This is a genomic window from Streptomyces sp. NPDC048514 (assembly GCF_043199955.1).
Classification (GTDB): Bacteria; Actinomycetota; Actinomycetes; order Streptomycetales; family Streptomycetaceae; genus Streptomyces.
Map to the genome: position 1 here is coordinate 15324 of NZ_JBICWT010000014.1, position 22579 is coordinate 37902.

The 22579-nt window shown below is 71.2% G+C and carries 21 protein-coding genes; 10 read left to right on the top strand and 11 right to left on the bottom strand.

Going from position 1 to position 22579, the window contains the following annotated elements; genetic code table 11:
* Positions 1 to 11: 11 nt before the first annotated feature.
* A complete protein-coding gene (locus ACGFT2_RS28710; RefSeq protein ID WP_393283532.1) occupies positions 12 to 1778 on the bottom strand; it encodes a hypothetical protein in 1767 nt (588 codons plus the stop codon).
* 196 nt (positions 1779 to 1974) lie between these two features.
* On the opposite strand from ACGFT2_RS28710, the gene radA reads away from it, so the two are divergent.
* Together radA and disA are read left to right on the top strand one after the other, a co-directional pair.
* Positions 1975 to 3384, top strand: coding sequence for a DNA repair protein RadA (gene radA, locus ACGFT2_RS28715; RefSeq protein ID WP_393283535.1), 1410 nt, complete (start codon positions 1975 to 1977; stop codon positions 3382 to 3384).
* A gap of 80 nt (positions 3385 to 3464) precedes the next feature.
* A complete protein-coding gene (gene disA / locus ACGFT2_RS28720; RefSeq protein ID WP_393283537.1) occupies positions 3465 to 4589 on the top strand; it encodes a DNA integrity scanning diadenylate cyclase DisA in 1125 nt (374 codons plus the stop codon).
* Positions 4590 to 4792: 203 nt separating this feature from the next.
* Here disA and ACGFT2_RS28725 read toward each other — a convergent pair whose 3' ends face one another.
* Entirely contained in the window at positions 4793 to 5599 is an 807-nt protein-coding gene (locus ACGFT2_RS28725) for a hypothetical protein (protein ID WP_393283539.1), read from the bottom strand.
* 180 nt (positions 5600 to 5779) lie between these two features.
* On the opposite strand from ACGFT2_RS28725, the gene ACGFT2_RS28730 reads away from it, so the two are divergent.
* The 5 genes from ACGFT2_RS28730 (at position 5780) to cseC (ending at position 10211) form a co-directional block, all read left to right on the top strand.
* Positions 5780 to 6655 carry an A/G-specific adenine glycosylase gene (locus tag ACGFT2_RS28730; RefSeq protein ID WP_393283541.1) on the top strand — a complete coding sequence of 292 codons (876 nt, stop codon included), beginning with the start codon at positions 5780 to 5782 and terminating at the stop codon, positions 6653 to 6655.
* Between the two features lie 269 nt (positions 6656 to 6924).
* On the top strand, positions 6925 to 7464 hold the full coding sequence (locus ACGFT2_RS28735) for a SigE family RNA polymerase sigma factor (protein ID WP_030342754.1): 540 nt from the start codon (positions 6925 to 6927) through the stop codon (positions 7462 to 7464).
* A complete protein-coding gene (locus ACGFT2_RS28740; protein ID WP_393283544.1) occupies positions 7452 to 8102 on the top strand; it encodes a hypothetical protein in 651 nt (216 codons plus the stop codon). Before ACGFT2_RS28735 ends, ACGFT2_RS28740 begins: the two co-directional genes overlap by 13 nt.
* A gap of 37 nt (positions 8103 to 8139) precedes the next feature.
* Complete coding sequence (cseB, locus tag ACGFT2_RS28745) at positions 8140 to 8844, top strand: two-component system response regulator CseB (RefSeq protein ID WP_393283547.1); 705 nt, start codon at positions 8140 to 8142, stop codon at positions 8842 to 8844.
* An 11-nt stretch (positions 8845 to 8855) separates the two neighbouring features.
* Entirely contained in the window at positions 8856 to 10211 is a 1356-nt protein-coding gene (gene cseC / locus ACGFT2_RS28750) for a two-component system sensor histidine kinase CseC (RefSeq protein ID WP_393283548.1), read from the top strand.
* Positions 10212 to 10601: 390 nt separating this feature from the next.
* Here cseC and ACGFT2_RS28755 read toward each other — a convergent pair whose 3' ends face one another.
* The gene (locus ACGFT2_RS28755) at positions 10602 to 12170 is read right to left on the bottom strand and encodes an MDR family MFS transporter (protein ID WP_393283550.1); all 1569 of its coding nucleotides are present in this window, start codon (positions 12168 to 12170) and stop codon (positions 10602 to 10604) included.
* Between the two features lie 154 nt (positions 12171 to 12324).
* Between ACGFT2_RS28755 and ACGFT2_RS28760 the strand changes: the two genes are divergently transcribed.
* Positions 12325 to 12924 (top strand): TetR/AcrR family transcriptional regulator, encoded by a 600-nt coding sequence (locus ACGFT2_RS28760; RefSeq protein ID WP_393283552.1) that lies wholly within the window; start codon positions 12325 to 12327, stop codon positions 12922 to 12924.
* Position 12925: 1 nt separating this feature from the next.
* Here ACGFT2_RS28760 and ACGFT2_RS28765 read toward each other — a convergent pair whose 3' ends face one another.
* Entirely contained in the window at positions 12926 to 13477 is a 552-nt protein-coding gene (locus ACGFT2_RS28765; RefSeq protein ID WP_393283555.1) for a M23 family metallopeptidase, read from the bottom strand.
* A gap of 455 nt (positions 13478 to 13932) precedes the next feature.
* Between ACGFT2_RS28765 and ACGFT2_RS28770 the strand changes: the two genes are divergently transcribed.
* Entirely contained in the window at positions 13933 to 14574 is a 642-nt protein-coding gene (locus tag ACGFT2_RS28770) for an HAD family acid phosphatase (RefSeq protein WP_393283558.1), read from the top strand.
* Positions 14575 to 14707: 133 nt separating this feature from the next.
* Here the strand turns inward: ACGFT2_RS28770 and ACGFT2_RS28775 are convergent, their stop codons facing one another.
* Positions 14708 to 17233: an ATP-dependent Clp protease ATP-binding subunit gene (locus ACGFT2_RS28775; protein ID WP_393283561.1), complete on the bottom strand. Its 2526-nt coding sequence runs from the start codon at positions 17231 to 17233 to the stop codon at positions 14708 to 14710.
* Between the two features lie 430 nt (positions 17234 to 17663).
* On the opposite strand from ACGFT2_RS28775, the gene ACGFT2_RS28780 reads away from it, so the two are divergent.
* The gene (locus ACGFT2_RS28780; protein WP_393283564.1) at positions 17664 to 18359 is read left to right on the top strand and encodes an SCO3374 family protein; all 696 of its coding nucleotides are present in this window, start codon (positions 17664 to 17666) and stop codon (positions 18357 to 18359) included.
* On the opposite strand, the gene ACGFT2_RS28785 is transcribed toward ACGFT2_RS28780, so the two are convergent.
* The 6 genes from ACGFT2_RS28785 to ACGFT2_RS28810 all read right to left on the bottom strand — a co-directional run bounded on the left by ACGFT2_RS28785 (position 18338) and on the right by ACGFT2_RS28810 (position 22576).
* Positions 18338 to 18673 (bottom strand): Lsr2 family protein, encoded by a 336-nt coding sequence (locus ACGFT2_RS28785; protein WP_030751806.1) that lies wholly within the window; start codon positions 18671 to 18673, stop codon positions 18338 to 18340. The two genes, ACGFT2_RS28780 and ACGFT2_RS28785, sit on opposite strands and share 22 nt — an antisense overlap.
* A 203-nt stretch (positions 18674 to 18876) precedes the next feature.
* Positions 18877 to 19410 (bottom strand): amino-acid N-acetyltransferase, encoded by a 534-nt coding sequence (locus tag ACGFT2_RS28790; protein ID WP_393283567.1) that lies wholly within the window; start codon positions 19408 to 19410, stop codon positions 18877 to 18879.
* Between the two features lie 9 nt (positions 19411 to 19419).
* Entirely contained in the window at positions 19420 to 19869 is a 450-nt protein-coding gene (locus tag ACGFT2_RS28795) for a BlaI/MecI/CopY family transcriptional regulator (RefSeq protein WP_393284016.1), read from the bottom strand.
* Between the two features lie 179 nt (positions 19870 to 20048).
* Positions 20049 to 20228, bottom strand: coding sequence for a hypothetical protein (locus ACGFT2_RS28800; protein WP_393283570.1), 180 nt, complete (start codon positions 20226 to 20228; stop codon positions 20049 to 20051).
* A gap of 475 nt (positions 20229 to 20703) precedes the next feature.
* Positions 20704 to 21441 (bottom strand): hypothetical protein, encoded by a 738-nt coding sequence (locus ACGFT2_RS28805; protein ID WP_393284019.1) that lies wholly within the window; start codon positions 21439 to 21441, stop codon positions 20704 to 20706.
* A gap of 337 nt (positions 21442 to 21778) precedes the next feature.
* Entirely contained in the window at positions 21779 to 22576 is a 798-nt protein-coding gene (locus ACGFT2_RS28810) for a type III pantothenate kinase (RefSeq protein ID WP_393283573.1), read from the bottom strand.
* Positions 22577 to 22579: the final 3 nt, after the last annotated feature.

Consider the following 22579-nt stretch of genomic DNA (forward strand, 5'->3'; position numbering starts at 1 on the left):
GCATTCGCCGCTCAGCTTCCCGAGGGGGTCGGGGTGTTCTGGTCGGGCGCGGAGGAGGAAGCGGACGGGGACGGGCTCGTGGAGTCCGGAGGGGTGGAGTCGGGCGGGGTCGAGGGCGGGTCGGTGGGCGTGGTGGGCTGGCCGGACGGCGGCTCGGTGGGCGGCGTACCGGACGGCGTCGGGTCGGGGGTGGTCGACACCGGCGGCGGGGTCGGGCGGCCGCTCGGCGCGGTGCCGTAGCCGTCGATCGTGACCACGGCGCCGGCCGGAGAGATCGCCACCTGCGCGTGCCAGTGTCCGGCCGGCTCGCGCAGATGGTCGACGTACACCTTGATCGTCAACGTCTCGCCGGGTTCGAGGGTTCCCGCGGACCGGCTGAGATAGAGCCAGGACGCCGAGGTGGACGCGGACCAGCGCACCGGCGAGGAGCCGGAGGCGGTGAGCGTGATCAAGGTGGTGTCGCCCTCGTTGGCCGCGTCGACCGCGAGCTGACCGGCGCCCTTCGTACCGGCTCCGGAGACGCTGACGACCTCCACGGAGACGTCCGGCTTGCCGTCCTTGCCGCCGCGTGCGCCGGGCTTCGCCCTGGCGTTGCCCGCGTTCTCGTAGCCGCCCGCCGCACCGTCACCGAGCGCGTCGGGGCCCTGCGCCTCTCGCGCGGTGGCGGGGTGGCCGTCCTCGTCGCCCGCCGGAGCCCCCCGGTAGGCGGCCCACAGGGCGAGCACGGGCGCGGCGACGACCGTGGCGACGACCGTCGTCGTGACGGCACGCGCGCGCAGGCGGTCGCGCCGGGCCGCGCGGTCCTTGGGGTCCATCGGGAAGCCGCGCCGGTCGAACCGCGGTGCGGCGGCACCCCGCGCGCGTGCCTGGTGTGCGAGGGCCGTGTGGAGGGCCGGACGCGGGGCCTCCAGGACGGGCAGCTCCGCGGGGGTGACCGTGGCGCCGGGCCAGTGGCCGGAGACGGCGCGTTCGGCGGTGCGGCGGCAGTGCGGGCAGTCGTCGACGTGCCGGACCAGCTCGCGGCGCAGCGCGGTGCTGAGGACCAGCCGGCTGTCCCCGGTGAGATGGGCCACGCTCGGGCAGCCGCCGGTCTCGACCACGGCGAGGGCCGCGCGGGTGCGCTCGACCTCGCAGGCGGCAGCGCCGAGCAGCTCGCGCGCGGTGGCGGGCTCCATGCCGAGGACGGCGGCGACCTCGTGGGCGGCGAGGTGGTGGCGGACGGCCAGCTCCAGCGCCTCACGCTGCTCGGGGGTGGTCCCGGCCGCCTCCGGCCAGGCGAGCAGGGAGAGTTCGCGGCGGCGCTGCTCCTCGACCTCGGGGGCGAGGGACGGCTCCGGTGCCGCCTTCCCGGTGGCCGTACGGCCCGCCGTCTCAGTGGCCGCACGGCTCGCCGTGTCAGTGGCCGTACGGCCCGCGGCGTGGGTCGCCGTACGGCCCGCGGCGTGGGTGGCCTGACGTTTCTGCTTGGCCTCGGCCAGCTTGCGCAGGCACGCCCAGCGGGCCAGCGCGTACAGCCAGGCCCTGCGGTCGCCGGTGGCGGCCGGGACGCGGTGCCCGCGCCGCTCGGCCAGCGCGAGGACGTCGCCGAGCGCGGCGGTGGCCGCGTCGTGGTCGCACAGCACCGACAGGCAGTAGGTGAACAGACCGTCCAGGTACGGTTCGTAGCGCGCCGGCGGCCGCTGGGCCAGGGTGCGCGCGGCGGCGCGATCACGCGCCTCGCGGTGCGCCCGGTGCGCGCCGGTGGTGCGGGTCGTGGTCTCCGGACTGCTGCTCATCACCCGTGCGACCGTAGGCGGCGGGACAGTGCCCCTTCCGGAACCTTGAGCACTTTTAATCCGTACGGGTGAAACGATCCCTCATAAGGGGACAGGAGCCCTTTGTTCCGCGGCCGGAATCGGCGGGTGGTGGCGGATACCGGTCCGCCCGCACGCGGAGCCCGGCCGCGTTGTCAGTGCCGCGGGCTACGGTTTCCGCATGGCTGCCCGTACCAAGACCACCAAGGACCGCCCGTCCTACCGCTGCACCGAGTGCGGCTGGCAGACGGCCAAGTGGCTCGGCCGCTGCCCGGAGTGCCAGGCCTGGGGGACGGTCGAGGAGTACGGCGCGCCGGCGGTCCGCACGACGGCACCGGGCCGGGTGACCAGCTCCGCGCTGCCCATCGGCCAGGTCGACGGCCGCCAGGCCACCGCGCGCACGAGCGGCGTGCCCGAGCTGGACCGGGTGCTCGGCGGCGGCCTCGTGCCCGGCGCGGTGGTGCTCCTCGCGGGCGAGCCCGGCGTCGGCAAGTCCACGCTGCTGCTGGACGTGGCCGCCAAGTCCGCGAGCCCCGACCACCGCACCCTCTACGTCACCGGTGAGGAGTCGGCGAGCCAGGTGCGGCTGCGCGCCGACCGCATCGGCGCCCTGGACGACGATCTGTATCTGGCCGCCGAGACCGATCTGTCCGCTGTTCTCGGTCACTTGGACGAGGTCAAGCCGTCCCTGCTGATCCTCGACTCGGTGCAGACGGTGGCCTCCCCGGAGATCGAGGGCGCGCCCGGCGGCATGGCCCAGGTGCGGGAGGTCGCGGGCGCCCTGATCCGCGCCTCCAAGGAACGCGGCATGTCCACGCTCCTGGTGGGCCATGTCACCAAGGACGGCGCGATCGCGGGCCCCCGGCTGCTGGAGCACCTGGTCGACGTCGTGCTGCACTTCGAGGGCGACCGGCACGCGCGCCTGCGCCTGGTCCGGGGCGTGAAGAACCGCTACGGCACCACGGACGAGGTCGGCTGCTTCGAGCTGCACGACGAGGGCATCACGGGCCTCGCCGACCCGAGCGGCCTGTTCCTCACCCGCCGCGCCGAACCGGTCCCGGGCACCTGCCTGACCGTCACCCTGGAGGGCCGCCGCCCGCTGGTGGCCGAGGTGCAGGCGCTGACCGTCGACTCCCAGATCCCCTCCCCCCGCCGCACCACCTCGGGCCTGGAGACCTCGCGGGTGTCCATGATGCTCGCGGTGCTGGAGCAGCGCGGCCGGATCAGCGCGCTCGGCAAGCGGGACATCTACTCCGCGACGGTGGGCGGGGTGAAGCTGTCCGAGCCGGCCGCCGACCTCGCCATCGCCCTCGCGCTCGCCTCCGCGGCCAGCGACACCCCGCTGCCGAAGAACCTGGTCGCCATCGGCGAGGTGGGCCTCGCGGGCGAGGTCAGACGGGTCACGGGCGTGCAGCGCAGGCTCGCCGAGGCCCACCGGCTGGGCTTCACGCACGCGCTCGTCCCGACCGATCCGGGCAAGGTGCCGGCCGGCATGAAGGTCCTGGAAGTCGCCGACATGGGGGACGCACTCCGGGTGCTGCCGCGCTCCCGTCGCCGAGAGGCCCCACAGCAGTCGGAGGAGCGCCGGTAGACTTTGCGCAGGTCTCGCCCGTCCGTACGAACCGAGTGCGGGTACGGGGGCGCGTCAGAACCTGCGACCGGAGGAGTGCAGTGGCAGCCAACGACCGGGCAGCAGCTCCCGGAAAGTCCGCTGGGAGCTCCGGTTCCGAGGGTCTGATGCGCGCCTCACTGAGTGCCGTGGCACCGGGCACGGCCCTGCGCGACGGCCTGGAGCGGGTGCTCCGCGGCAATACCGGCGGTCTGATCGTCCTCGGCTCCGACAAGACGGTCGAGGCGATGTGTACGGGCGGTTTCGTCCTGGATGTCGAGTTCGCCGCCACCCGGCTGCGGGAGCTGTGCAAGCTGGACGGCGGCATCGTGCTGTCCTCGGACCTGTCGAAGATCCTGCGCGCGGGCGTCCAGCTGGTCCCGGACCCGACGATCCCGACGGAGGAGACGGGCACCCGGCACCGCACGGCGGACCGGGTGAGCAAGCAGGTCGGGTTCCCCGTGGTCTCCGTCTCCCAGTCGATGCGTCTGATCGCGCTGTACGTGGACGGTCAGCGCCGGGTGCTGGAGGACTCGGCGGCGATCCTCTCCCGCGCGAACCAGGCGCTGGCCACCCTGGAGCGGTACAAGCTCCGCCTGGACGAGGTCGCGGGCACCCTGTCGGCGCTGGAGATCGAGGACCTGGTGACGGTCCGGGACGTGTCGGCGGTCGCCCAGCGTCTGGAGATGGTCCGGCGCATCGCCACCGAAATCGCCGAATACGTGGTCGAACTGGGCACGGACGGTCGCCTTCTCTCGCTGCAGCTCGAGGAGTTGATCGCGGGCGTGGAGCCCGACCGTGAGCTGGTCGTCCGGGACTATGTCCCCGAGCCGACGGCGAAGCGCTCCCGCACGGTGGAGGAGGCGCTGGCCGAGCTGGACGCCCTGACCCACGCCGAGCTGCTGGAACTGAGCACGGTGGCGCGGGCGCTGGGCTACACCGGCTCCCCCGAGACCCTCGACTCGGCGGTGTCCCCGCGGGGCTTCCGGCTGCTCGCCAAGGTCCCGCGCCTTCCGGGCGCGATCATCGACCGCCTGGTGGAACACTTCGGCGGCCTGCAGAAGCTGCTCGCCGCGAGCGTGGACGACCTGCAGACCGTGGACGGCGTGGGCGAGGCCCGGGCCCGAAGCGTGCGCGAAGGCCTGTCCCGTCTGGCCGAGTCCTCCATCCTCGAACGGTACGTCTGACACCGGCCCGGAGCACCTGACGGCGCGGGCCGGCCCGCGCGGCACGAACCGGCTGCCCGCGGTGTTCGGCCGGGACCCGCACGTGGCCGGGGGCCGTCATGGCGCCGTGCCCGGCCTGGGGCCTCCGGCGCCGGCCGGGCGCCGCACAGCCCGTGCCTCTCGCACGGCGACCGGTTCGGCGGGGTCCTCGGCGCGCGGGCGGGTCAGTCGGCCGACAGCACGAAGGACGCCCGCACCTTGCCGAAGCCCGGCGCCTTCGCCTCCAGCAGGTAGGTGCCCGCCTTCGCCGAACCCGCGGGGGGCGTGGCGCACGCGGCGGCACTCGGCTTGCGGTCCCACTTCACGGTGTACGTGATGCTCCTGCCCGCCGTCACCCGGAACGCCAGGCTGCCCGGCCCCTTGGGGCAGTCGGCCGACGACCAGTAGGCGTCGCTGCCGTCCGCCGGCGTGATCGTCAGCACCGTGTCCTTGGGCCCGAGGGCGATCTTGCAGTCGGCGGACGAGCCGTTCTTCACGGTGAGTTCGAAGGTCGGCGTCTGGTCGGGCGAGTAGGTGTTGCGCAGGCTCCGCAGGCCCAACGTCACCGCCGAAGAGGGGCAGTTGGCCAGGGTGGAGGACGCTGGGAGCGTGTCGCCCGTACCGACGTCTCCGGCGCCGGAGCCCGAACCCGAACCGCCGCCCGAGCCGTCACCGGCGCCGGCGGAACCGGTGGCCGAACCGTTGCCGGGGCCGGAACCGGCGTCGCCGCCACCGGAGCCGCCGCCCGAATCGTCACGCCCGCCCGGGTGTTGGCTGATCGCGGGCCCGGACGAGGACGGGCCCGGCGTGATCGTGTGCGCGGGATTCTTGCCGTCGGATCCGTCGTCGTTCTTCTTGCCGCCCCCGCCGCCGGCGGTGACGATCCACAGGATCAGCAGGGCCGACACGGCGAACACCGACAGCAGTGCGACCCTCCTTCGCCAGTAGATGGAGGAGGGGAGCGGCCCGACCGGATTGCGCAGAGATCCCACGGCCCAAACTGTACGAGAGATCGCGGAGCTTGCTCGCGTCACCCGCCGCTCGAACACCAACTTTTCCGGATCATCATCCCGGCAACTTCCGCGGGCGGCGCGGCTCTTCACACATCGCGACGCCGGGTGACCGCGCCGTCACGCCCCAGGGGTGCCAACCCGTGGCAGGATCGGAAGGCCATGACTGAGATGCTCCACGCCCCCGTGATCGCCTGGTTCGACGCCCATGCCCGTGACCTCCCCTGGCGCCGCCCGGAGGCGGGCCCGTGGGGGGTGATGGTCAGCGAGTTCATGCTCCAGCAGACCCCGGTCAACCGGGTGCTGCCCGTCTACGAGCAGTGGCTGGCCCGCTGGCCGCGCCCCGCCGACCTCGCCAAGGAGGCTCCGGGCGAGGCGGTGCGCGCCTGGGGCCGGCTCGGCTATCCGCGCCGGGCCCTGCGGCTGCACGGCGCAGCGGTCGCCATAACGGAACGGCACGGTGGTGACGTACCGACGCAGCACGCGCAGTTGCTGGCGCTGCCCGGCATCGGCGAGTACACGGCCGCGGCCGTCGCCTCCTTCGCGTACGGGCAGCGGCATCCGGTGCTGGACACCAATGTCCGCCGGGTCCTCGCGCGGGCGGTGAGCGGTGTGCAGTACCCGCCGAACGCGACCACCGCCGCGGAACGGCGCCTGGCCCGGGAGCTGCTGCCGCAGGACGAGGGGATCGCCGCCCGGTGGGCCGCCGCCTCCATGGAGCTGGGCGCACTGGTGTGCACGGCGAAGAACGAGGGCTGCCAGCGGTGCCCGATCGCCACGCAGTGCGCCTGGCGGCTCGCGGGCAAGCCCGAACACGCGGGGCCGCCACGGCGTGGGCAGACCTACGCCGGCACGGACCGGCAGGTGCGCGGCAAACTGCTCGCCGTGCTGCGGGAGGCCCACACACCGGTGCCGCAGACGATGCTGGACCGGGTGTGGCACGAGCCGGTGCAGCGGGCCCGCGCGCTCGACGGGCTCGTCGCGGACGGCCTGGTGGAGCCGCTGCCGGGCGATCTGTACCGGCTGCCGCTGAGCTGACGGGCGGCCAAGTAACGGCCCCCGTGCGTCCGTTACCGACCCTCCAGACCGATAAACCGCTACATAACCAGACATTCGAGTCGCCCTCCTTACCCCGCCCATCCTTCCGTTACACAACCGACGGACAGCCGACTGCTAGCCGCAGGCTGCTCCGCACAGCCCCGTGACAACCGCTCCGTAACTTCTTTTCCGTGCCCGGCAGACCACGGGACACGGGGACAGCAGGACTCAGGCGCAAGCCGGAGAACGGGGAACGGAGGCGGTTGATCATGGCGCAGGGCGAGGTGCTCGAATTCGAGGAGTACGTCCGCACACGGCAGGACGCGCTGCTGCGCAGCGCCCGCCGGCTGGTGCCGGACCCGGTCGACGCCCAGGACCTGCTGCAGACCGCGCTGGTACGGACGTACGGCCGCTGGGACGGGATCGCCGACAAGCGGCTCGCCGACGCCTATCTGCGCCGGGTCATGATCAACACCCGCACCGAGTGGTGGCGGGCGCGCAAGCTGGAGGAGGTCCCGACCGAGCAGCTGCCGGACGCCTCCGTGGAGGACTCCACCGAGCAGCACGCGGACCGTGCTCTGCTCATGGACGTCATGAAGGTGCTCGCACCGAAGCAGCGCAGTGTCGTGGTGCTGCGACACTGGGAGCAGATGTCCACAGAGGAGACGGCCGCTGCCCTCGGCATGTCGGCCGGTACGGTCAAGAGCACGCTGCACCGGGCGCTCGCCCGGCTCCGCGAGGAGCTGGAGGCCCGCGATCTGGACGCACGCGCGCTGGAGCGTGAGGAGCGGGAGCGTTGCGCGGCCTGACCGAGGCCGGGTCCGAGAGGATCCGGGGGAGCACACAGGCGGTGATCGCGGTGGGGGCCGCGCTCGCCGCCGTCGCCCTTTTCGCCGCCGCGTGCGGCACGGGGGGTACGGGGGCCCGGGACGAGGGCCCGGCCCACGCGTCGGCGGTGGCGGGTACCCTCGCCTCGCCCAGCCCGAGTCCCGCCGGCACCCACCGGCGGGTGGACGCCGTCCAGCTCGTCAAGAAGGACCCGGCCGTCTCCCCGGCGGTCAAGCGGGAGCTGAAGGCGTGCAGCGGTGACGAGTACCCGGTCGACGTCTCCTACGGCGACCTGACCGGCGGACCCGTCGACGACGTCGTCGTCAACGTGGTGACCTGCGGTGACTGGGTGGGCGTCGGCACCTACGTGTACCGGGACGTCGGGGGCTCGTACAAGAATGTGTTCAAGGCGGAGGAGTCGCCGGTCTACTCGGAGATCGACGGCACCGATCTGACCGTGACCAAGCAGGTGTACGACTCGGACGACCCGGTGTCGAACCCCTCCCGGGAAACCGTGATCACGTACAGGTGGAGAGCGAGCCGGTTCGCCCGTATAGACAGCCACGAGACCGACTACAGCAAGGCCGGCGGCGACGCGGCCCCCGAACCGGGCAACTGATTCCCGCCACGCACACCCTGAGGAGCGAGAGCACCGGATGGCAGACCAGACCCACGTCCTGTTCGTCGAGGACGACGACGTCATCCGCGAGGCCACCCAGCTCGCCCTGGAGCGGGACGGCTTCGCGGTCACGGCCATGCCGGACGGGCTTTCCGGCCTGGACGCGTTCCGGGCGAACCGACCCGACATCGCGCTGCTGGACGTCATGGTCCCCGGCCTGGACGGCGTCAGCCTGTGCCGTCGTATCCGGGACGAGTCGACCGTGCCGGTGATCATGCTGTCGGCGCGCGCCGACTCCATCGACGTCGTCCTCGGTCTGGAGGCGGGGGCCGACGACTACGTCACCAAGCCGTTCGACGGCGCCGTGCTGGTCGCCCGGATCCGCGCGGTGCTGCGCCGCTTCGGGCACGCCGGCGGGGCCGCGCACGCGCAGGAGTCCGCCTCCGCGGCGAACGGCGGCACGCTGACCTTCGGTGACCTGGAGATCGACACCGAGGGCATGGAGGTGTGCCGGGCCGGGCAGCCGGTGGCGCTCACCCCGACCGAGATGCGGCTGCTGCTGGAGTTCTCCTCGGCGCCGGGCACCGTGCTCTCCCGCGACAAGCTGCTGGAGCGGGTGTGGGACTACGGCTGGGGCGGGGACACGCGGGTCGTCGACGTCCATGTGCAGCGGCTGCGCCAGAAGATCGGCCAGGACCGGATCGAGACGGTCCGCGGCTTCGGCTACAAGTTGAAGGCCTGAGCGGGGCGGACATGCGGGGGATGATTCGACGGCCGCTGGGGCGCGTGGAGCGCTCGAACCTCAGAACCGGACTCAGATGGAAGCTCAGCGCGGCGATCGCGCTGGTCGCCGGGCTGGTGGCGATCGCGCTCAGTCTGGTCGTGCACAACGCGGCCCGGGTCTCGATGCTGGACAACGCGCGTGATCTGGCCAACGAGCGGGTCCAGATCGCCCAGCGCAACTACGAGCAGAAGCGCGGGCCGAACTTTCCCAGCATCAAGGTCGACGACCCCGAGCTGCCGGCCGCGCTGCGGGAGAAGGTGGCGGAGGGCCGCCGGGTCAGTGACGTCACCGAACACGGCGGAGTGCCGGACATCTGGGCGGCGGTGCCGGTCAAGGACGGGCGGGTGCTGTCCCTGCACAGCCATCTGCCGGACCGCTCCGTCGATGTGATGAAGGACCTCGACCAGGCCCTGGTCATCGGCTCGGTCGCGGTGGTGCTGGGCGGCAGCGCGCTCGGAGTCCTGATCGGCGGGCAGCTGTCCCGGCGGCTGCGCAAGGCGGCGGCCGCCGCGAACCAGGTCGCCAAGGGCGAGACCGAGGTCCGGGTGCGGGCGGCCATCGGCGGTGTCGTACGGGACGAGACCGACGATCTCGCACGTGCGGTGGACGCCATGGCGGACGCGCTGCGGCTGCGGCTGGAGGCCGAGCGGCGGGTGACCGCCGACATCGCGCACGAGCTGCGCACCCCGGTGACGGGACTGCTGACGGCCGCCGAGCTGCTGCCGCCCGGCCGGCCGACCGAGCTGGTCCTGGACCGGGCGAAGGCGATGCGCACCCTCGTCGAGGACGTCCTGGAGGTGGCCCGGCTGGACAGCGCCTCGGAGCGGGCCGAGCTGCAGGACATCATGCTCGGCGAGTTCGTCGCCCGCCGCGTCGCCGCCAAGGATCCGCACATCGCCGTGCGGGTGGTGCACGAGTCGGAGGTCACCACCGATCCGCGGCGGCTGGAGCGGGTGCTGTTCAACCTGCTGGCCAACGCGGCGCGGCACGCCAGGCCACCGATCGAGGTGACCGTGGAGGGGCGGGTCATCCGGGTCCGCGACCACGGCCCGGGCTTTCCCGAGGAGTTGCTCGCCGAGGGCCCGAGCCGGTTCCGCACCGGCAGCAAGGACCGCGCCGGGCAGGGCCACGGACTCGGCCTGACCATCGCGGCCGGCCAGGCCCGGGTGCTGGGCGCCCGCCTGACGTTCCGTAACGTGCGCCCCGCCGGGGCCCCCGCCCACGTGCCCGCGGAGGGCGCGGTGGCCGTCCTGTGGCTCCCCGAACACGCCCCGACGAACACCGGCAGCTATCCCGCGATGCCGCTGCCCAGCGGCACCCCCTGACCCTCCCGGCGACTTGGGCCGGACGTGCCCGGCGATCCGGCCGGAGCCTCGCCCAGGCCGCCCGTCGCCACCGGCCCGCCCGGCACCCCGGCTCAGGCCGCCCGGCGGCTCCCACCGGACCCGGACCCGGCACCCCCTGGCGAGCCGCTCCGTCGACCGCTCCGTCGAGAGCCGAACGCTCCGTCGTGAGCCGGGTGCGCGGAAACGCCGAAGGCCCCGGCGGCGGACACGCGCCGGGGCCTTCGGGCTCGGAGATTCCGAGAAGCGGGGACTCGGAGACTCCGCGACTCCGCGACTCCGGGACTCCGGGACTCCGGGACTCCGGGACTCCGGGACTCCGGGACTGCGGGACTCCGGGACTGGAGGACTCGGAGATGGGGAATTCGAAGCTCAGACTTCGACCAGGGGCGCCGGCATGGCGTCCGCGCCGTCGCCCGCGGCCTTCTGCGGACCGCCCTTCAGCGGCACCTCCTTGACGAACAGCGCCGCGATCAGCACCGGCACCGCGATCGCCGCGCCCAGCAGGAACGCCGAGTGGACGCCGGAGGTCACCGCGTGCTGGTACGCCTCGCGCGCCGCGGCCGGCAGCTTCTCCAGGCTCTTCGCGTCCAGCTGCGCCGACTGCTGGGTGATGTTCTTGCCCACGGCACCGGCCCGCTCGGCCATGACGTCCTGGACCCGGTGGTTGAACAGCGCGCCCATGATGGCCACACCGAAGGACGAACCGAGCGTACGGAACAGGGTGGTGGACGAGGACGCGACGCCCATGTCCTTCATCTGCACGCTGTTCTGCGCGACCAGCATGGTGATCTGCATCAGGCAGCCCATGCCCAGGCCCAGTACGGCCATGTAGAGGCCGGAGGTCAGCCGGGTCGTACCGGTGTCCATCGTGGACAGCAGGTACAGGCCGACGATCATCAGCGCACCGCCGACGATCGGGAAGACCTTGTACCGGCCGCTGTTGGTGGTGACCCGGCCGGCGACCATCGAGGTCACGAGCATCGCGCCGAGCATCGGCAGGAGCAGCAGACCGGAGTTGGTCGCGGAGGCACCCTGCACCGACTGCTGGTACAGCGGCAGGAACAGCGTGGCGCCGAACATCACGAAGCCGGTGATGAAGCCGATGACCGACATCAGGGTGAAGTTGCGGCTCTTGAATATGTGCAGCGGCAGCACCGGCTCGGCGGCCCTCGTCTGCCAGAACACGAACCCGACCAGCGCGGCCACGCCGATGCCGATCAGTTCCATGATCCGCGCGGAGGTCCAGGCGTACTCGGTGCCGCCCCAGGTGGTGACCAGCACGATGGAGGTGATGCCGACGGTCAGCAGGACGACGCCCAGGTAGTCGATGCCGGCCTTGGCCCGCTTCCTCGGCAGGTGCAGCACGGTGGTGACCAGCGCGAGGGCGACCGCGCCCAGCGGCAGGTTGATGTAGAAGGCCCAGCGCCAGCCCCAGTTGTCGGTGATGGTGCCGCCGACCAGGGGTCCGCCGATCATCGCCAGCGCCATCACGCCGGCCATCATGCCCTGGTACTTGCCCCGCTCCCGCGGCGGCACGAGGTCGCCGATGATCGCCATGACGCCGACCATCAGACCGCCCGCGCCCAGACCCTGCACGGCGCGGAACCCGATCAGCTGACCCATGTCCTGGGCCATGCCGCTCAGCGCGGAGCCGATCAGGAAGATCACGATGGAGCTGAGGAAGGCGCCCTTGCGCCCGAACATGTCACCGAGCTTGCCCCAGACCGGGGTGGAGGCCGCGGTGGCCAGGGTGTAGCCGGTGACGACCCAGGAGAGGTGCTCCAGGCCCCCCAGCTCGCCCACGATCGTCGGCATCGCCGTACCCACGATCATGTTGTCCAGCATCGCGAGCATCATCGCGATCATGAGAGCGAGCAGGACCACCCGCACGCTCCTGGGCCGCTTGCCGTCTGTGACGCTTCCGACCGTGTCCGCCATCGTCTTCCCGTTTCCCCCAGCGACGACTACTTACTTGTCGCCCGGCTAGTTGACTACACTGGGAAAGGTAGCCCCGTCACTAGCCGGGCGTCAAGTAAGTTAGTCACCTGCCGGGCGTCAAGTAAGTTTCCGCGGTGGCGGGAGGAGTACGAGGATGGGCGGCACCATGGACGGCACCAAGCAGCAGCGCCGCGGCAACACCCGCCAGCGCATCCAGGATGTGGCCCTCGAACTGTTCGCGGAACAGGGGTACGAGAAGACGTCTCTGCGCGAGATCGCCGAGCGTCTCGACGTCACCAAGGCGGCCCTGTACTACCACTTCAAGACGAAGGAAGAGATCATCGTCAGTCTCTTCGCGGACCTGACGAAACCGATCGAGGACCTGATCGAGTGGGGCCGGACGCAGCCGCACACCCTGGAGATCAAGCAGGAGATCGTCCGCCGCTACAGCGAGGCGCTGGCCGGCGCGGAACCGCTCTTCCGTTTCATGCAGGAGAACCAGGCGACCGTGCGGGAACTGCGCATCGGCGACACCTTCAAGGACCGGCTGCGCGGCTTCCGGGACATCCTCATCGATCCCGAGGCGCCGCTCGTGGAGCAGGTCCGCTGCGTCAGCGCGATGTTCACGCTGCACGCCGGGATGTTCGTCATGCAGGACCTGAACGACGACCTCGAGAAACGGCGCGCTGCCGTTCTCGAGGTCGCCATGGACCTGGTCACGCAGGCGCACGAGCACACCCACGGCACCGACTAGGTCAGACCTTCACGCCCTTGGAGCGCAGGAACGAGACCGGGTCGACGGCCGAGCCGTAGTTCGGCGTCTTGCGGATCTCGAAGTGCAGGTGGGGGCCGGTGGAGTTACCGGTGGAGCCGGACAGCGCGATGTGCTGGCCGGTCTTGACGATCTGGCCGATCTTCACGTCTATCCGGGACAGGTGGGCGTACTGCGAGAAGTTGCCGTTGGCGTGCTTGATGACGATCGCGTTGCCGTACGCGGGGCCGTCACCGGCGCCGTTCGGGCCGGCCTTGACGACGGTGCCGCCGTGCGCGGCCATGACGTCGGTGCCGGTCGGCACGGCGAAGTCCTGGCCGCTGTGCTTGGCGACCCAGTGACCGCCGGCCTGCATGAAGGTGGCCGAGAGCGTGTACTTGTGCACCGGGTCGACCCAGGAGTTCGCGGAGGGGGCGGCGGCGCTCGCGACCCCGGCCCCCACCACGGCCGTGGCGCCGATTCCGGCAGCCAGGACGGCCACGCGGTTGCGGAGCGAGGACGTACGGGAAGAGCGGGGCGTGACGCGCTGGAACATCTGAACCTCGTGTACTCGGAGACAGAGAGACCACCCGGCGCAAAGACGTTCGCCGCAGCGGCTCATCCTTGGTAACCGAACCCCCCAGTTCCACTCAAACCGCCCATCTACGGCATTACGTAGTAGGCAGTCGCCGCTCCGGCTTCCTTCTTGACGGCCCGCGTGCCACCCGGCATAAGCCCCGACGACGTCGTCTTTTGCCGGCAGACTTTAGGCCGAAAGTCTCCCTTATGTCCGTTTTGCCGCCCTGATGGATCCCACTATCAGGGTTAGTACCGGACATTTCGCCTGTGCGGCTTGTCACCGTCGGCCCCGCCCGGCGCCCACGGAAATGTGACGCAGACCCCTAGCGACCTACCGTCCGGTAACCCTACGGTTCCCCTCGCGCCACCCTCACCACAGATCATGCCCCTGACATTCAGGCACGTGTACGGACGTGAGAGGACCCCCCACCGATGACCAGACGCCCCTGGGCGCGCCGCACCGCCGTGACCGCAGTCTCCGTGGCCGCCCTGGCCGCGATGGCCGCGCCGGCCGACGCGGCGACCACGAGCGGCTCCACCAGCTCCACCGGCGTTCCCCGCGCCTCCAGCGCCTCCGCGGCGGTCGACTACGCCACCTGGCAGCAGGACTGCCGGACGGTCATGGACCAGGCCCTGCCGTATCTCCAGGCCCGCATCGCCGCCGCCCGGCCCGGGGAGAAGCCTGCGGTCGTCTTCGACATCGACAACACCACCCTGGAGACCGACTTCGGCTTCAGCTACCCGCAGCCGGCCAACCAGCCCGTGCTGAACGTCGCCCGCTACGCCCAGCAGCACGGCGTCAGGCTCTTCTTCGTCACCGCCCGGCCGGGCATCGTCTACTGGCCCACCGAGTACAACCTGGAGCACGACGGCTACGACGTCTCCGGCCTCTACGTCCGCGGCCTGTTCGACCTCTTCAAGGACGTCGCCGCCTACAAGACCGCCCAGCGCGTCGACATCGAGAACAAGGGCTACACGATCATCGCGAACATCGGCAACAGCGCCACCGACCTGTCCGGCGGCCACGCCGAGAAGACCTTCAAGCTGCCGGACTACGACGGGCAGCTGTCGTAGGCGTACGACGGGCTGTCGTAGGCGTCGGGCAACTGTCGTAGGCGGCGTTCTCCAGGCATGCGGAAGGGGCCGGTGCTCGAAAGCACCGGCCCCTTCCGTCGGCCGGGACGCCGAGGCGTCCCGGCCCCGACGCCTAGGCGTCCTTGCTCAGGTTCGGTCCGGCACCGCCGGCCGCCTGCTCGATCGGCGGGACGTCCGGCAGCGCCGACTTCTCCTCACCCCGGAAGGTGAAGGTCCGGGCATCGCCCTCGCCCTCGGTGTCCACGACCACGATGTGACCGGGGCGCAGCTCGCCGAAGAGGATCTTCTCCGAGAGGGTGTCCTCGACCTCGCGCTGGATCGTGCGGCGCAGCGGACGCGCGCCCAGCACCGGGTCGTAGCCCTTCTTGGCCAGCAGCTCCTTGGCGGACTGGGACAGCTCGATGCCCATGTCCCGGTCCTTCAGGCGCTCGTCCACCTTGCCGACCATCAGGTCGACGATCCGCAGGATGTCCGCCTGCGTCAGCTGCGGGAAGACGACCACGTCGTCGACGCGGTTGAGGAACTCGGGACGGAAGTGCTGCTTCAGCTCGTCCGACACCTTGTTCTTCATGCGCTCGTAGTTGGTCTTCGTGTCACCCGCGGCCGCGAAGCCGAGGTTGAAGCCCTTGGAGATGTCCCGGGTGCCGAGGTTGGTCGTCATGATGATGACCGTGTTCTTGAAGTCCACGACCCGGCCCTGGGAGTCGGTCAGGCGGCCGTCCTCCAGGATCTGCAGCAGCGAGTTGAAGATGTCCGGGTGGGCCTTCTCGACCTCGTCGAAGAGGACGACGGAGAACGGCTTGCGGCGGACCTTCTCGGTCAGCTGACCGCCCTCTTCGTAGCCCACGTAACCGGGGGGCGAACCGAAGAGACGCGAGACCGTGTGCTTCTCGCTGAACTCCGACATGTCGAGGGAGATCAGCGCGTCCTCGTCGCCGAAGAGGAACTCGGCGAGCGCCTTGGACAGCTCGGTCTTACCGACGCCGGACGGGCCGGCGAAGATGAACGAGCCACCCGGACGCTTCGGGTCCTTCAGACCGGCGCGCGTGCGGCGGATCGCCTTGGACAGCGCCTTGACGGCGTCGACCTGGCCGATGACCCGCTTGTGCAGCTCGTCCTCCATGCGGAGCAGGCGGCTGGACTCCTCCTCGGTCAGCTTGAAGACCGGGATGCCGGTGGCCGTGGCGAGGACCTCGGCGATCAGCTCACCGTCGACCTCGGCGACGACGTCCATGTCGCCGGCCTTCCACTCCTTCTCGCGCTTGGCCTTGGCGGCCAGGAGCTGCTTCTCCTTGTCGCGCAGGGAGGCGGCCTTCTCGAAGTCCTGCGAGTCGATCGCGGACTCCTTGTCCCGGCGGACACCGGCGATCTTCTCGTCGAACTCGCGCAGGTCCGGCGGCGCGGTCATCCGGCGGATGCGCATCCGGGAACCGGCCTCGTCGATCAGGTCGATCGCCTTGTCCGGCAGGAAGCGGTCCGAGATGTACCGGTCGGCCAGGGTGGCGGCCTGGACCAGGGCCTCGTCCGTGATGGAGACGCGGTGGTGCGCCTCGTACCGGTCGCGCAGACCCTTGAGGATCTCGATCGTGTGCGGCAGGGACGGCTCGGCGACCTGGATGGGCTGGAAGCGGCGCTCGAGGGCCGCGTCCTTCTCCAGGTGCTTGCGGTACTCGTCCAGCGTGGTCGCGCCGATGGTCTGCAGCTCACCGCGGGCCAGCATCGGCTTCAGGATGGAGGCCGCGTCGATGGCGCCCTCGGCGGCACCCGCACCGACCAGCGTGTGCAGCTCGTCGATGAACAGGATGATGTCGCCGCGGGTGCGGATCTCCTTGAGCACCTTCTTCAGGCGCTCCTCGAAGTCACCGCGGTAGCGGGAGCCGGCGACCAGGGCACCGAGGTCGAGGGTGTAGAGGTGCTTGTCCTTGAGGGTCTCGGGCACCTCGCCCTTGACGATGGCCTGGGCGAGGCCCTCGACGACGGCGGTCTTGCCGACGCCGGGCTCACCGATCAGCACCGGGTTGTTCTTGGTACGGCGGGACAGCACCTGCATGACCCGCTCGATCTCCTTCTCGCGCCCGATGACCGGGTCGAGCTTGGATTCACGAGCGGCCTGGGTGAGGTTCCGGCCGAACTGGTCCAGGACGAGAGAGGTCGAGGGCGTGCCCTCGGCCGGGCCGCCCGCGGTGGCGGTCTCCTTGCCCTGGTAACCGGAGAGCAGCTGGATGACCTGCTGCCGCACCCGGTTGAGATCGGCACCCAGCTTGACCAGGACCTGGGCGGCGACGCCCTCGCCCTCACGGATCAGGCCGAGCAGGATGTGTTCCGTGCCGATGTAGTTGTGGCCCAGCTGAAGGGCCTCGCGGAGCGACAGCTCCAGGACCTTCTTGGCACGGGGGGTGAAGGGGATGTGTCCGGACGGGGCCTGCTGGCCCTGACCGATGATCTCCTCCACCTGCTGACGGACCGCCTCAAGCGAAATGCCGAGGCTCTCCAGGGCCTTAGCGGCGACACCTTCGCCCTCGTGGATGAGACCCAGGAGGATGTGCTCGGTGCCGATGTAGTTGTGGTTGAGCATCCGGGCTTCTTCCTGAGCCAGGACGACAACCCGCCGCGCGCGGTCGGTGAACCTCTCGAACATCGTTAATCGCTCCTCAGAGCGGTCAGGCAGTGGGGGGAACTTCCCCTCCCTGTCCTTCCGCAGCTTAGTCCCGCAAGCGGGGACCGCTCATTCCAACTGCCGACACCGTCGATGGCCTCCTGACCCCGAACGCCGACATCTGCTCCAACCCGATGGTGCGAGACGATGTTCCCGCAGGCCAGGCAGTTACCCCACTCGCCAGTACGCCGATGGCGAACGTGAGACGGCCCATTCTGCGTGTCGCCCCCTCCCACTAGGCATGTCTTACCCGCAGGGGCTGACACTCCATGCCGCGGGCACCGGTTCACTCCGCTATGGGCGAACAACCTTGCGCCTCCCCCGCGCCCCGCACGCTCCCCTTTTCCGCACCCTGTGCATCGAGCGGACCACCCAGCGTAACCCTTCGGCTGTTTCGGTGGTTGCACTTGGCATGGCTGGCTCGGCCCACACGACATCGGTCCCCCTCCCCCGTCGGCCCTTCGATCCGGAACCGGATCCGGCCCGCGTGCCTCCGGCGGATCCGGAAGCGCGCACGCGTCACTGGCAACGCCACTGGACGCGTCACCGGTACGAGAACGATCTGGGGTGGGCGACCGTGCCCGGACGGCCGCTGCGGCTGCTCACCGGGGTGCGGTTCGACGTCCTGGACGTGCCGGCCGAGGCGGGCGCGGGTGCACTCCGGCAGCTCGCGCCGGACTCTCCGGTGGCCCTGCTGGGCGACCGGATGGCTCTGCTGGTGGCCGCCGGCGGCGCGGAGGAGCTGCCGGGGCTGCTGGACTGGCTGGAGTGGAGCGCCGTCACGCTCGACCTGCGGGTGCTGGGGGCGGGCGGCACCATGGCCGCACCGACGGCCGGTTCCGTACCGGGGGCCGCCGTGTGGCTGCGGCCCCCCGGTCGGGGGCGCGAGGTCGAGGACTCGCTGCCGGCGATGCCGGCCATGGGGGGCGAGGGAAGCGCCCCCGATCTCGTACGTCTCGTGAACACGGTGGCAGCGGGATGCCACCGGGTCCGGTTGCGGCGCATGTGTGCCGGACCGTCCGCCTGCCGGCGGAGTCGGCCGTCGGCCTTCTCCGAGGCGTCGGTGTTCTCCGAGGAGACCCGGAATCAGCCGTTGGCCTTCTCGTAGGCCTCGCGGATGGACGCGGGAACGCGGCCGCGGTCGTTGACCTCGTAACCGTTCTCCTTCGCCCAGGCGCGGATCGCCGCGGTGTCCTGGTTGCCGCCGGAGGCGGCACGCGCCTTTCCACGACCGCCCGAGGCACGACCGCCGGTACGACGACCACCCTTGACATAGGGGTCGAGAAGGCCGCGCAGCTTGTCCGCATTGGCCGTCGTGAGATCGATCTCGTACGTCTTGCCGTCCAGCGCGAACGTCACGGTCTCGTCTGCCTCGCCGCCGTCGAGGTCGTCGACAAGAAGGACCTGAACCTTCTGTGCCACCGGATTTCCTTTCATCGATAACGTGAGGGCCGGGGCGTGTGCGGCGACCGCCGTTTAGCCGCCCCTGTTATATGCAGTACTGCAGTACGTCGGAAAGCAAACCGCTTTTGCCGGAAAAACACAAACCCCTGGGAGAGACCCAGCGGACCACCTCGGGCCGAAAACATGCGCGTTTCGGACATAGGCCACCGAGGCAATGACGATCACAGATGCAGAAGCATCCGGCTGTTGCCCAGGGTGTTCGGTTTCACTCGTTCGAGACCGAGGAACTCGGCGACGCCCTCGTCATAGGAACGCAACAGCTCCGCGTACACATCGGTGTCGACGGGCGTCTCGCCGATCTCCACGAAGCCGTGCTTCCCGAAGAAGTCGACTTCGAAGGTCAGGCAGAAAACCCGGCGAACGCCGAGCCAGCGTGCGGTCTGCAGCAACTTCCCCAGCAACTGATGGCCGACGCCCGCGCCCTTGAGGCCGGGCTTCACCGCCAGTGTGCGGACTTCCGCGAGGTCCTCCCACATGACGTGCAGTGCACCGCAGCCGACCACCTCGGCGTTGTCGTCGCGTTCCGCGACCCAGAACTCCTGGATGTCCTCGTAAAGCGTGACCGTGGCTTTGTCGAGCAGGATGCGGCCGCGCACGTAGGCGTCGAGGAGGTCGCGTACGGCAGGGACATCGCTGGTCCGGGCCCGCCGGACGGTGATGGCTTTTGCGGAGACTTCGGGACGCTCTGCTGACATGAGCGGACGCTATCGCCCGTCGCCGTCCTCCGCCGAGCCGGGGTTCTGCTCTTGCGGGGCTTCCGCGGCTTCCTGTTGCCGGGCTGGCCGTGGGGCGGCTTCCGGCCGGCCTTCGGGTGCTTCCCGGGTTTCTTCCGGGCCCTGGACGATGCGTACGGCGTCCCTGAGGGCCTGACGCTGTTCGTCGCTCATCATCCCGAAGAAGGCGACGAGAGCGGCGGCCGGGTTGTCGCTCTGCGACCAGGCGTCGTTCATGAGGGCGGCGGCGTACGCGGCTCGAGTGGAGACGGCCTCATATCGATAGGCACGTCCTTCCGCCTCGCGGCGCACCCAGCCCTTCTGATGGAGATTGTCCAAAACGGTCATCACGGTGGTGTACGCGATGGAGCGTTCCTGCTGCAGGTCTTCCAGGACTTCTCGAACGGTCACCGGGCGGTTCCACTTCCACACCCGCGTCATGACCGCGTCTTCGAGTTCTCCCAATGGGCGAGGCACAGCTCAGAACAATAGTGGGAGAACCCGTCAATGACCTGCCGGACGTGCGCTAAGCACACGAATGACACGAACATGAACAAAAGGGACGTGCGGCTCGGCGGTGCCGGGTGTCCGTGCGGGGCTGCCCGCGGGACGCCGTCGGGTCAGGCCTGGCCGGGGCCGGAGACCTGGCGAGCACCCTCCGCGCGGGCGAGGGCGGCGTCGACCGCCGCGTCCTCCTTGGCCTTGGCGGCCCCGCCCTGGGTCTTCACGATGACCCTGACCACACCGATGAAGAACGCGGCCATGACGATCGGGGGCACGAGCGCGGAGACGTAGTCCATGGCACCAGAGTAGCCGCGGCGCAACGGGCGAAAGGGGCGGGGTGCACGAACCGCGCACATCCCGCGCCCCGACACCCCGGCCAGCCGCCGGGGTGTCGGGGCGCGGGATGCGGGGTGCGGGTGTCGGCGCGGGATGTGGGGTGCGGCTGCGGGTGTCGGCGTGGCGCCGGGTGTGGCTGCGGGTGTCGGCGTGGCTGCCGGGGGGGGTGTGAGGTGAGGCCGCAGGTGCGGGTGTGGGTGCGGGGTGTCGGCGTGGCGCCGGGTGTGGGGGCGGGCTGAGGCTGCCGGTGCCGGTGGGGGCGCGGGGGTGGGGCTGCCGGCGCCGATGGGGGGCGGGGTGAGGCTGCCGGTGGGGGCGCGGGGTGAGGCTGCCGGTGGGGGTACGGGGTGAGGCTGCCGGCGCCGATGGGGGGCGGGGTGAGGCTGCCGGCGCCGGTGAGGGTGCGGGGTCGGCTTCGGTCGTGGGGCGGGTGCCTCAGCCGGCGGCCAGTTGGTGGCTCTCCGACGGGTCCGCCGGAGGCGCCGGCTTGCGGCGCGGGAACACCTCGCCCGGCGTCGGGATCGGGCGCTTCGGCGCGGCCGGTTCCCCGGCGGGCCGCTCCGCGGGCGCCGGCGTGGGCTTGGGGGCCGGCTTCGGCGCGGGCTTCTCCGGCTCCTCGGCCTGCGGGGCCCCCGACCCCCCCGCGCGGAGCTGCGGCGTGCCGGGCTCGGCGGCACGCCCCTGCGGGACCGCGGGCTCGGTGGCACGCCCCCGCGGGGCTGCGGACTCGGCGGCGCCGCCCGGCAGGGCCTGCAGGCGGGTGCGGGAGGGCGGTACGGCCGGCGCCGGGATCTTTCGGGCGCCCTGCGCGAACCTGGCCCGTACGTCCAGCTCGGCCAGCGCCTGGCAGCGGTCCAGAAGGGCGGCCGCGACGGGGTCGCCGTCCAGCCCCCGGAGCGCGGCGAGGTCGTCCGGGGTCGGCCGGTGCCCCGCGCCCAGCGCCTCCTCCAGCAGGCCCAGGTAGCCCGCCGCCGCGCCCGGGAGGGCGGCGCGGTACCGCCCGAGGTCGGCCACCAGGAAGGCGCGCAGCCTGGCGCCCTCGCACATCGCCTCGTCGAGCGACTCGGCGAGCCGGAAGCAGTCCTGGACGTCCTCGGCGGACGCTTGGCCGGGGTGAAGGGCGAGGGCGAGGGCGCGGCGGAGCACACGCAGCTCCTCCGCACCGAACGCCATGCCGCCGCGGGATCCGTATGGCGTGGGCATGCAGCGACGGTACCGCTAATCGGACAAAAGGGACGGAGTGGACTCCTGTTTCGGCGCGTGTCGTTCCCGGTTTCCCTCGACCGGGGCCACGCGGACCTCCGAACCGAACCGGCTCCCGCCGGGCCGCTTTCCGCCGGTGCCTCCCCGCGACAACGCGCGCAGGCGCCGCACTCCTCGGCGCGCGTGGTCGTCCCGCACCGCTCCGTGACAGCGCGGGCGTCCCACACCGCACCTGACGGCGCCCCCGTGACAGCGCAGGCGTCCCACACCGCACCGGCGCCCCGTGCCGCGCCGGGGCGCCGTCAGCTCACAGGCGTGACACGTTCCGCTCGTAGACCAGGCGCAGCCCGATCAGGGTCAGCCACGGCTGGTGCTCGTCGATCACCGAGGACTCGCCCAGCACCACCGGAGCGAGGCCGCCCGTGGCGATCACGGTGACGTCGTCCGGGTCGTCGGCCAGCTCCCGGGCCATCCGGCCCACCACTCCGTCGACCTGCCCGGCGAAGCCGTACACGACACCCGACTGCATGGCCTCGACCGTGTTCTTGCCGATCACGTTCCTGGGCCGGGCCACCTCGATCTTCCGCAGCTGCGCGGCCCTGATCCCGAGGGCTTCCACCGAGATCTCGATCCCGGGGGCGATGACCCCGCCGACGTACTCCCCGCGCGCGGAGACCGCGTCGAAGGTGGTCGCCGTGCCGAAGTCCACGACGATCGCCGGACCGCCGTACAGCTCGTTCGCCGCGACCGCGTTGATGATGCGGTCGGCGCCGACCTCCTTGGGGTTGTCGAACTGGATCGGCACGCCCGTCTTCACGCCCGGCTCCACCAGCACCGCTGGCACGTCGCCGTAGTAGCGCCGGGTGACCTCACGCAGCTCGTGCAGGACCGCCGGCACCGTCGCGCAGATCGCGATGCCGTCGATGCCGTCGCCCAGCTCCTCGCCGAGCAGCGGGTGCATGCCCATCAGACCGTGCAGCAGGACCGCCAGCTCGTCCGCGGTGCGGCGCGGGTCCGTGGAGATGCGCCAGTGCTCGACGATGTCCTCGCCGTCGAACAGGCCGAGGGTGGTGTGGGTGTTGCCGACGTCGATCGTGAGCAGCATGGC

Coding starts and splice junctions, on each gene's coding strand:
- radA (WP_393283535.1), top strand. CDS start 1,975: ATGGCTGCCCGTACCAAGACCACCAAGGACCGCCCGTCCTACCGCTGC.
- ACGFT2_RS28730 (WP_393283541.1), top strand. CDS start 5,780: ATGACTGAGATGCTCCACGCCCCCGTGATCGCCTGGTTCGACGCCCAT.
- ACGFT2_RS28735 (WP_030342754.1), top strand. CDS start 6,925: ATGGCGCAGGGCGAGGTGCTCGAATTCGAGGAGTACGTCCGCACACGG.
- cseB (WP_393283547.1), top strand. CDS start 8,140: ATGGCAGACCAGACCCACGTCCTGTTCGTCGAGGACGACGACGTCATC.
- cseC (WP_393283548.1), top strand. CDS start 8,856: ATGCGGGGGATGATTCGACGGCCGCTGGGGCGCGTGGAGCGCTCGAAC.
- ACGFT2_RS28755 (WP_393283550.1), bottom strand. CDS start 12,170: ATGGCGGACACGGTCGGAAGCGTCACAGACGGCAAGCGGCCCAGGAGC.
- ACGFT2_RS28760 (WP_393283552.1), top strand. CDS start 12,325: ATGGGCGGCACCATGGACGGCACCAAGCAGCAGCGCCGCGGCAACACC.
- ACGFT2_RS28765 (WP_393283555.1), bottom strand. CDS start 13,477: ATGTTCCAGCGCGTCACGCCCCGCTCTTCCCGTACGTCCTCGCTCCGC.
- ACGFT2_RS28770 (WP_393283558.1), top strand. CDS start 13,933: ATGACCAGACGCCCCTGGGCGCGCCGCACCGCCGTGACCGCAGTCTCC.
- ACGFT2_RS28775 (WP_393283561.1), bottom strand. CDS start 17,233: ATGTTCGAGAGGTTCACCGACCGCGCGCGGCGGGTTGTCGTCCTGGCT.
- ACGFT2_RS28780 (WP_393283564.1), top strand. CDS start 17,664: ATGGCTGGCTCGGCCCACACGACATCGGTCCCCCTCCCCCGTCGGCCC.
- ACGFT2_RS28790 (WP_393283567.1), bottom strand. CDS start 19,410: ATGTCAGCAGAGCGTCCCGAAGTCTCCGCAAAAGCCATCACCGTCCGG.
- ACGFT2_RS28795 (WP_393284016.1), bottom strand. CDS start 19,869: ATGACGCGGGTGTGGAAGTGGAACCGCCCGGTGACCGTTCGAGAAGTC.
- ACGFT2_RS28800 (WP_393283570.1), bottom strand. CDS start 20,228: ATGGACTACGTCTCCGCGCTCGTGCCCCCGATCGTCATGGCCGCGTTC.
- ACGFT2_RS28805 (WP_393284019.1), bottom strand. CDS start 21,441: ATGGCGTTCGGTGCGGAGGAGCTGCGTGTGCTCCGCCGCGCCCTCGCC.
- ACGFT2_RS28810 (WP_393283573.1), bottom strand. CDS start 22,576: ATGCTGCTCACGATCGACGTCGGCAACACCCACACCACCCTCGGCCTG.